Source organism: Priestia sp. P5_B4 (assembly GCF_056400385.1).
In genome coordinates this window covers 1-1,146 of record NZ_JBFULJ010001078.1, presented here as the reverse complement: position 1 = coordinate 1,146, position 1,146 = coordinate 1, and the positions used below count along the sequence as shown (strand labels likewise).

Genomic DNA, 1,146 nt, shown 5'->3' with positions numbered 1-1,146 from the left:
CTTGTAGATGTAGTAATATATTTTTATCAATTTCATCCATAAAATCTACAAGAGAATGCTCGTTTGTCCGTTACACAGTTGGGAAAGCTGGTTGGTTTATCTACCCCTGCTGTTAATGAAAGAGTAAAAAAACTTGAAGAAAAAAATATAATAGATGGATATAGAGCAATAATTAATCCTGAAAATTTTAACAAACCTGTAACTGCTTTTATTTTATACAGCAATACAAACTGCGGACAATTTGTAGAATATTGCAAAGAACACCCTGAAGTTATCGAATGTCATCGTCTGGCAGGTCAATACAACTACTTAGTAAAAGTTTTAACTAATTCCGTTCAATCTCTTGAAACATTCATTGATGAATCTATGGCTTTTGGGCAGCCATCTACATTGATTAAACTTTCCTCACCAGTTGTTTATAAAGCAATAAAGTAGGTTAATAATCTACTCTTTTTTATTACTGAATCTATTCAAGGTAATTCTATTATAAGAAGAACATGTTCTGCTAGCTGGTCACCTTTTTAACTGACCAGCTAGCAGAATTAGAAGTGCATAGAATTTACAATTGCAGTTACCATACTGTCTGTTCTCGGCAGGTATTTTTCTATACGTTCATATGTTATAATAGAGAAAGAACATAAATTAAAATTATATGGTCTCTTTGTACCCTAGGTTTCCTTATAATGGAAAGAGGTACTTTTATGAATATACTTGAAATAAAAAAAACGCTTTATACTCTTATTCAATATGAGGATAGTGCTATTACTCATACCATTCCTCAAGTACTGGAACTGTCGTATTGTAAAACATCTAAGATTTTTCAAATCACTACACTTACGGATCAAAAAACCTTAAATTATAACGATTATGATATAGATAACGCTTCTGAAGCTTTATACAAGATCTTAAACTGAAGAAAGCGATTCAATGATTCTTCTATCTTTTATTTAACAAACGTGCGATTGCACAATATGTTATTTTAAACAAAAGAAACTCCTGATATATGTTCAGGAGTTTCTTTTGTTTTTCTAATGTATACAAGATACAAATCTAATTTTAAAAAACTATCTAAAAATATTTAAAACAGCACGAAATCGTAAAGACGATGCCACTATTTCTTTAATTAGAAACTTTCTCTGAAAGTAG

At 30.2% G+C, this 1,146-nt stretch carries 1 protein-coding gene and 1 pseudogene; both read left to right on the top strand.

Annotated elements, in window-relative coordinates; all coding sequences use genetic code 11:
- Positions 1 to 45: 45 nt before the first annotated feature.
- Positions 46 to 435: pseudogene (locus tag AC1DRF_RS28940) on the top strand (Lrp/AsnC family transcriptional regulator); the annotation flags it as partial.
- Between the two features lie 266 nt (positions 436 to 701).
- Positions 702 to 914 (top strand): hypothetical protein, encoded by a 213-nt coding sequence (locus AC1DRF_RS28935; protein ID WP_016766369.1) that lies wholly within the window; start codon positions 702 to 704, stop codon positions 912 to 914.
- Positions 915 to 1,146: the final 232 nt, after the last annotated feature.

Coding starts and splice junctions, on each gene's coding strand:
- AC1DRF_RS28935 (WP_016766369.1), top strand. CDS start 702: ATGAATATACTTGAAATAAAAAAAACGCTTTATACTCTTATTCAATAT.